Raw genomic sequence first — 7,591 nt, 5'->3', positions numbered from 1 at the left:
GGCGCCCGCATCATGCGGGCGGCCCCCTTCGCGTAGCTGCTCGGTGTGCCTGGCGCGAGTTCCTCAGCGGGAACGCTTGGCCAGTCGTTCCACGTCCAGCAGGATCACCGCACGGGCCTCCAGGCGCAGCCAGCCGCGCTGTGCGAAGTCGGCCAGCGCCTTGTTCACGGTCTCGCGGGAGGCGCCGACCAGCTGGGCCAGCTCCTCCTGGGTGAGGTCGTGGACGACGTGGATGCCCTCCTCCGACTGCACGCCGAAGCGGCGCGACAGGTCGAGGAGCGCACGGGCCACACGGCCCGGGACGTCGGAGAAGACCAGGTCGGACATCTGGTCGTTGGTCTTGCGGAGCCGGCGGGCGACCGCGCGCAGCAGGGCCGTCGCCACCTCGGGCCGGACGTTCAGCCAGGGCTGGAGGTCGCCGTGGCCGAGCCCGAGGAGCTTGACCTCGGTCAGCGCAGTGGCGGTGGCGGTACGGGGGCCCGGGTCGAAGAGGGACAGCTCGCCGATCAGCTCGCCCGGGCCGAGCACGGCGAGCATGTTCTCGCGGCCGTCGGGGGAGGTGCGGTGGAGCTTGACCTTGCCTTCGGTGACCACGTAGAGGCGGTCGCCCGGTTCGCCCTCGTGGAAGAGCGCGTCGCCGCGGGCGAGCGTCGCTTCACTCATCGAGGCGCGGAGCTCCGCGGCCTGCTCGTCATCGAGCGCCGCGAAGAGCGGGGCGCGCCGCAGAACGTCGTCCACGAGTTCTCTCCTTGTCGACCTGCTCAGGGGACGTTGGTCCCATGATGCCGGACCGTGCCGTGCCGGCCCGGGGACACTGTGCCCCGAGGGGCGCCACCGGGGAAACGGACCCTGGTGGTAAACAATCGTGCGATCAATCACAACAAGTTTGACTCACGGGCGCGTCTCTCCCTACGGCAGGGGCCCGATCGGGTCCTGATTGCGGGGGACCGGGGCGGATGTCGGTGGTGGCCTTTAGGCTGGCCGGGTGTCCAATTCGCCGGTGAGAGCACAGGCCGAGGGGGCTGGGAGCGTGTCCGGTAAGGAGAATTCCGCTGTGGGCGAACAGCGGATGCCCAGCTCGGGCAAAAGGAAGAAATCGGCCAAACCGGAATCCCGGCTGGCCATGGTCAGACGGGCCCGCCGTATCAATCGGGAGCTGGCCGAGGTCTATCCCTACGCCCACCCCGAACTCGACTTCGAGAACGCGTTCCAGCTGCTGATTGCGACGGTTCTCTCCGCGCAGACGACCGACCTCCGGGTCAACCAGACGACGCCCGCGCTCTTCGCGAAGTACCCCACTCCGGAGGACCTGGCCGCGGCGGAGCCCGAGGAGGTCGAGGAGCTCATCCGCCCCACCGGCTTCTTCCGCGCCAAGACCAAGGCGATCATGGGCCTGTCCGCCGCCGTCCGAGACGACTTCGGGGGCGAGGTCCCCGGCCGTCTGAAGGACCTGGTCTCGCTGCCCGGAGTGGGCCGTAAGACCGCCTTCGTCGTACTGGGCAATGCCTTCGGCGTCCCTGGGATCACCGTGGACACCCACTTCATGCGGCTCGCCCGGCGCTGGAAATGGACCGAGCAGGACGACCCGGTGAAGATCGAGGCCGAGATCGCCGAGATCTTCCCGAAGAGCGAGTGGACGATGCTCTCCCACCGGGTGATCTTCCACGGCCGCCGTATCTGCCACGCCCGCAGGCCCGCCTGCGGTGCCTGCCCGATCGCCCACCTCTGTCCGGCATACGGGGAGGGCGAGACCGACCCCGAGAAGGCGGCCAAGCTCCTGAAGTACGAAATGGGCGGCCGGCCCGGCCAGCGCCTCAAGCCGCCCCCGGACTACCCGGGCAAACCGGCCCCGGCCCTGGGTGCGATCGAGTGACGCAGCCCCGGACGGAACGATCGAGGTGCCCCGCGGCGTTGTCCGTAAGGGGGTGCCGATGACACGCACAGGAGAAGAGACGTACCAGCGGTTCGACCAGCAGAGCGACGGCAAGGTCGTCGTCGACGAGGACGTGGTCGTCACCACGGAAGGACTGCCCGAGTGGCTCGGCCCCGTGGTGCGCGCCGCCGACACCGTCGAACCGCACCAGCTCAGCCGCTTCCTGCCGCCCGAGAGCGGCCACGGCCGCCAGTCGGCCGTGCTCGTCCTCTTCGGTGAAGGCACCAAGGGGCCCGAGCTGCTGCTCATGGAGCGTGCGGGCACCCTCCGGTCCCACGCCGGGCAGCCCTCCTTCCCCGGTGGCGCGCTCGATCCGGCTGACGGCGACCCGGCGACCACCGGCCCTCTGCGCGCCGCGCTGCGAGAGGCCGAGGAGGAGACCGGTCTCGACCCGTCAGGCGTCCAGATCTTCGGCGTGTTGCCCAAGCTCTACATCCCGGTGAGCAGTTTTGTCGTGACGCCCGTACTGGGATGGTGGCGCACCCCCAGCCCGGTCGGGGCGGTCGATCCTGCCGAGACCGCACGGGTCTTCGCCGTGCCCGTGGCAGATCTCACGGACCCGGCCAACCGTGCGACGGCCGTGCACCCGCGCGGTCACGCAGGACCCGCTTTCACGGTCGAAGGGGCGCTGGTCTGGGGTTTCACGGCCGGAGTCATCGACCGGATCCTGCATTTCGCCGGCTGGGAGCGACCATGGGACCGCACCAAGCAGGTCCCGTTGGACTGGCACGCATGACAGGCTGATCCAGTAATGCGCTCCCGGCGGGGCGCGACATCTCGAAGCGGCAGCGCGCCGTGGGCCGACCCAGCCGGACAGAGCACCCGGCGACGACACTGCGAGGCAAATGACGGTGAACGTGCTGGACATCCTGTTGCTGGTCGCCGCCGTGTGGTTCGCGATCGTCGGCTATCGCCAGGGCTTCGTCGTCGGCATCCTGTCGGTCATCGGTTTCCTCGGCGGCGGACTCGTCGCGGTCTATCTGCTCCCGGTGATCTGGCGTGCGATGACCGACGACTCGGAAGTGTCCACCACAGCCGCGATAGTCGCCGTCGTCATCGTGATCGTCTGTGCCTCGATCGGCCAGGCCTTCACCACCCACCTCGGCAACAAGCTACGCCGCTTCATCACCTGGTCACCCGCTCGCGCCCTGGATGCCACCGGCGGCGCGCTGGTCAACGTCGTCGCGATGCTGCTGGTCGCCTGGCTGATCGGCTCCCTGCTCGCTCCCACGGCGTTGCCCACCTTGGGCAAGGAGGTCCGCAGCTCGAAGGTGCTGCTCGGGGTGGACCGAGTGCTGCCCGATCAGGCCGACACCTGGTTCACGGACTTCACCTCCGTGCTCGCCCAGAACGGCTTCCCGCAGGTCTTCAGTCCGTTCACCAACGAGCCCATCACCGAGGTGCAGGCGCCCGACCCGGCGCTCGTCGGCAGCCCCGTCGCGGCACGAGCCAAACAGTCCATCGTCAAGGTCGTCGGCACGGCCCCGAGCTGCGGCAAAGTGCTCGAAGGCACCGGCTTCGTCTTCGACCAGCGCCGCGTGATGACCAACGCCCACGTCGTCGGCGGCGTCGAGGAGCCGACCGTGCAGATAGGCGGCGAGGGCCGGCTCTACGACGCCAAGGTCGTCCTCTACGACTGGCAGCGCGACATCGCTGTCCTGGACGTCCCCGACCTCAAGGCGCGGCCACTCGAGTTCACCGACTTCGAAGAGGGGGACGCGCGCAGCGGCGACAGCGCGATCGTGGCGGGCTTCCCGGAGAACGGCTCGTACGACGTGCGCTCCGCCCGTATCCGCGGCCGGATCAACGCCAACGGCCCCGACATCTACCACCGCGGCACCGTCCGCCGCGATGTCTACTCACTGTTCGCGACGGTTCGCCAGGGCAACTCCGGCGGCCCGCTGCTGACGACCGATGGCAAGGTCTACGGAGTCATCTTCGCCAGGTCCCTGGACGACGCCGACACCGGCTACGCCCTCACGGCCGACGAGATCCGTGAGGACATCACGCTGGGCCGCACGGCCAACCAGCAGGTCGACAGCCAGGAATGCGCGCTGTAGAGAGATCCGGAGCGCCCCGGAGGACGGGCCCCTCGGGGCACGGCCCCGGGGCTCCGGAACTCCTGCCCTGCGGAGCCCGGCAATGATTCCCTGGCGATGTCCGGGGAACGGGGTCAGTCCCGGTGATGATGGCGCAGGCGCGCGGAGACCCAGCGTGCGCGGCGCCTGAGGATGCGCGGAATGCCCATCCCCTGCCCGGGATGCTCGTGGGTCTCGCTCTGGAGGCCACCTGTCTCGTGGGGGATCGGCCCATTGGCCGAGCGGCGGTTGCGTGCTGCGTCACCGTAGTCGTGCGTCCAGCCCATACCCCGACGTGTGCCCGGGCCCCATGGTCGGTAACCGTGTGAGGGGCCGCCAATTGGCCTATGCGCCAGGCAATTGGCTGTTCGTAGGACAACCGTTCTTCCATGGGTGCCGAAACACCACGTCGGCCTACCGGTCGGGCTCGGGGTCCTTGAGCCAGTTGATCAGCTCGTTCGAGAACGCCACCGGATCCTCTTCGTGAGGGAAGTGGCCCAGACCGTCGAACAGCCGCCACCGGTACGGCGCTTCGACATACTCGCCGGAACCAGCCGCGCTGCGCGTCCGCATCGCCGGATCGAGTGAGCCGTGCAGATGCAGGGTGGGCACCCGCACCGGCCGCTTCATCCGCCGGTTGAACTGGATTCCGTCGGGACGGGCCAACGACCGCACCATCCACCGGTACGGCTCGATCGAGCAGTGCGCCGTCGACGGGATGCACATCGCCCGCCGGTAGACGTCGACGGCCTCTTCGTCGAGCGGCTGGGGACCGGACCAGTTCTCGATCAGCTCGCCCACCAATGCCGCGTCGTCCGCGACGAGTTGACGCTCCGGCAGCCATGGGCGCTGAAAACCCCACACGTAGGAGCCTGCACGGCTCTGTGCGAAGTCGGACAACATCGCCGAACGCCACCGCCGGGGGTGCGGCATCGAGGACACAGCGAGCCGGCGCACCAGCTTCGGCCGCATCACGGCCGCCGTCCACGCCAGATACCCGCCAAGGTCGTGCCCCACCAATGCCGCGTCCGGCTCGCCGAGCGAGCGCACGACCCCCGTGATGTCCAGGGCCAGGTTGGCGGGGTCGTAACCGCGCGGCGTCCGGTCGCTGCCCCCCACGCCGCGCAGATCCATCGCCACCGCCCGGAAGCCGGCGTCGGCGAGCGCGGTCAGTTGGTGCCGCCACGTCCACCAGAACTGCGGGAAGCCGTGCAGCAGCATCACCAGCGGTCCGTCGCCCATCTCGGCGATATGGAAGCGGGCACCATTGGCCGCCACGTCGCGGTGGGTCCAGGGACCGTCGATGCGTACGGGACTGCCGAGGGCGCCGAAGCTGCCGTGGCCGGAATCAGGGACCGTCATGCTGATGAGCGTGCCACAACTGCGCACCCCGCGTTCGCCACTGCCCGGCCACAGCGGCCGTCGGCCAAGGCTCCGGGTACCGCTCCGGTCATACGGTGATCTTGTCCTGCCGGGTTCCGGCTGTGAGCTCGGGCTGCCCGGTTTCTCGCGGATGCGGCTTGACGTTGCCCAGTACGGCAGCCGTCTCCTTGGCGGACGCGACGGCCTTCTGCGGGCCCCTGCCTCGCTTCGCCTTCTTCGCGAAGACCATTCCGATCAGGCCGAGCAGCAGGGCCAACAGGACGTTGGCCGCGAAAGAGAGCAGGAAGCAGACCGACAGGTGCCAGCCGCTCCAGGCCTGGATACCGTAGGCGAGCGCGAAGCTCAGCATCGGCAGCGAGAAGATCAGCACCGCTCCTGCGGCGCTGAACGCGCCACCGCTGATACCGGCCTTCTTCACGTCCTGCCGCAACTGCGCCTTCGCCAGCGCGATCTCGTCGTGTACCAGTGCGGACATCTCGGCGGTCGCCGAGGCGACCAGCTGGCCGAGACTGCGCTCGGCGCCGACAGCGTTCGCTGTGGTATTGCCGGGATCGCTCATCGCTGACTCCCTCTCCTCTTCCCTAGGCCTTGTTACGGGTCCTGTCAGATCATGCCGGACTGTCGCCGTCGTCGCGCGATGCCCCGGCCGCTTCTGCCATCCTGCGGTGTTCCTCGGCCTTCTTCTCGTAGATCGCGGCCATTCTCAGGTGGTAGGCCGGGTCGTCCTGTTCGTAAATGTCTGGTACGCCGGACATGTCCTCATCGCGCTCCTCCTCCGCGGACAGAGCCTGGTAGGTGCGTACCCGCAGCTTCAGCAGCACCGCAGCGAGAACGGCCGCGATCAGCGACCCCATCAGCACCGCGGCCTTCACCTCGTCCGTCAGCGTTGCGTCGCCGGCGAAGGCCAGTTCGCCGATGAGCAGCGAGACGGTGAATCCGATGCCGGCGAGTGTGGCGAGTGCCAGCACATCCGGCCAGGCCAGGTCCTCGTTCAGCTCGGCCTTGGTGAAGCGCGCGGCCAGCCACGTGCCGCCGAAAACGCCAAGTGCCTTGCCGACCACGAGCCCCAGGACGACGCCCAGGGTCTCGGGCTTGGTGAAGACATCGGCGAGGGAGTCGCCTGTGACGGCCACCCCGGCCGAGAACAGCGCGAACAAGGGGACGGCGAAACCTGCGGAGAGGGGACGGACCAGATGCTCGATGTGTTCACCCGGCGAGTGGTCCTCGCCCTCGCGGCGAGTGCAGCGCAACATCAGGCCCATCGCCACGCCGGCGATGGTGGCATGGACGCCGCTGTTGTACATCAGGCCCCAGATCACAAGGGCGAGCGGCACATACACGTACCAGCCGCGCACCCCCATACGCAGCAGCAGCCAGAACACGACGAGACCTACGGCTGCGCCGCCAAGGGCGACGAAGTTCAGGTCGTTGGTGAAGAAGACCGCGATGATCAGGATCGCGAAGAGGTCGTCGACGACGGCCAAGGTCAGCAGGAAGGCGCGCAGCGCCGACGGCAGGGACGTGCCGATGACCGCCAGCACCGCCAGCGCGAACGCGATGTCGGTGGCGGTCGGGACAGCCCAGCCGGCGGTGGAGCCGCCTCCGGCCGCGGCGACCGCCAGGTACACGAGCGCCGGCATGGCCATGCCGCAGAGGGCGGCGATGACGGGCAGAGCGGCGGCTTTCGGGTCGCTCAATTCGCCGGCGACGAGCTCACGCTTGAGCTCGATGCCGGCGACGAAGAAGAAGATCGCCAGCAGCCCGTCGGCGGCCCAGTGCTGGATCGACAGATCGAGTCCGAGCGAGGCGGGCCCGATGTGGAAGTCACGTACGGAGGTGTAACTCGCGCTCAGCGAAGTGTTTGCCCAGATCAGCGCAGCGACCGCGGCAATGAGGAGGAGCACGCCCCCGAGGGTCTCGGTGCGCAGAGCGTCCGCGACGTAGTTCCGCTCGGGGAGCGAAAGCCGTCCGAGAAACTTGCGGCTGGTGGTGGGGCGGGGCGCGGCCACAGGTAGGACCTCCGGTCTGGTGGACAACACAAAACACTTGCCGACCAGACTTCCCGGCGCACCTTGGATCGCACGTGCGCGTCACCGACTGCGTCGTTGACGCGTTCTTTACTCTACCCGGCGGCGGTCGTGGCAGCCGGGGAGAACGACCGCAGGCCCCCGGCGCGGTGCGCGCCGGGGGCCTGGAT

Annotated in this window: 8 protein-coding genes; 3 read left to right on the top strand and 5 right to left on the bottom strand. The window is 68.9% G+C overall.

Translation table 11 applies throughout. From position 1 onward, the window contains the following. Positions 1 to 63: 63 nt before the first annotated feature. Positions 64 to 738, bottom strand: coding sequence for a Crp/Fnr family transcriptional regulator (locus ABZ070_RS02540; protein WP_005314425.1), 675 nt, complete (start codon positions 736 to 738; stop codon positions 64 to 66). A gap of 331 nt (positions 739 to 1,069) precedes the next feature. On the opposite strand from ABZ070_RS02540, the gene nth reads away from it, so the two are divergent. From nth to ABZ070_RS02525, 3 genes are all read left to right on the top strand, one after another. Continuing rightward, positions 1,070 to 1,873, top strand: coding sequence for an endonuclease III (nth, locus tag ABZ070_RS02535; protein WP_356629086.1), 804 nt, complete (start codon positions 1,070 to 1,072; stop codon positions 1,871 to 1,873). 133 nt (positions 1,874 to 2,006) lie between these two features. Further along, on the top strand, positions 2,007 to 2,669 hold the full coding sequence (locus ABZ070_RS02530) for a CoA pyrophosphatase (protein WP_356629084.1): 663 nt from the start codon (positions 2,007 to 2,009) through the stop codon (positions 2,667 to 2,669). A gap of 115 nt (positions 2,670 to 2,784) precedes the next feature. After that, positions 2,785 to 3,993, top strand: a complete 1,209-nt coding sequence (locus ABZ070_RS02525) for a MarP family serine protease (RefSeq protein WP_356629082.1) — start codon at positions 2,785 to 2,787, stop codon at positions 3,991 to 3,993. A gap of 113 nt (positions 3,994 to 4,106) precedes the next feature. Here ABZ070_RS02525 and ABZ070_RS02520 read toward each other — a convergent pair whose 3' ends face one another. The 4 genes from ABZ070_RS02520 to nhaA all read right to left on the bottom strand — a co-directional run bounded on the left by ABZ070_RS02520 (position 4,107) and on the right by nhaA (position 7,403). Next, complete coding sequence (locus tag ABZ070_RS02520; RefSeq protein WP_356629074.1) at positions 4,107 to 4,298, bottom strand: hypothetical protein; 192 nt, start codon at positions 4,296 to 4,298, stop codon at positions 4,107 to 4,109. A 127-nt stretch (positions 4,299 to 4,425) separates the two neighbouring features. Further along, complete coding sequence (locus ABZ070_RS02515; RefSeq protein ID WP_356629072.1) at positions 4,426 to 5,373, bottom strand: alpha/beta hydrolase; 948 nt, start codon at positions 5,371 to 5,373, stop codon at positions 4,426 to 4,428. A gap of 88 nt (positions 5,374 to 5,461) precedes the next feature. Beyond that, on the bottom strand, positions 5,462 to 5,953 hold the full coding sequence (locus ABZ070_RS02510; RefSeq protein WP_356629070.1) for a phage holin family protein: 492 nt from the start codon (positions 5,951 to 5,953) through the stop codon (positions 5,462 to 5,464). A 49-nt stretch (positions 5,954 to 6,002) separates the two neighbouring features. Further along, a complete protein-coding gene (gene nhaA / locus ABZ070_RS02505; RefSeq protein ID WP_356629068.1) occupies positions 6,003 to 7,403 on the bottom strand; it encodes a Na+/H+ antiporter NhaA in 1,401 nt (466 codons plus the stop codon). Positions 7,404 to 7,591: the final 188 nt, after the last annotated feature.

This window comes from Streptomyces sp. NPDC006283 (assembly GCF_040613325.1).
Lineage (GTDB): Bacteria > Actinomycetota > Actinomycetes > Streptomycetales > Streptomycetaceae > Streptomyces.
Note: the sequence above shows the minus strand (reverse complement) of the source record. Positions and strands in the feature narration are given on the sequence as shown.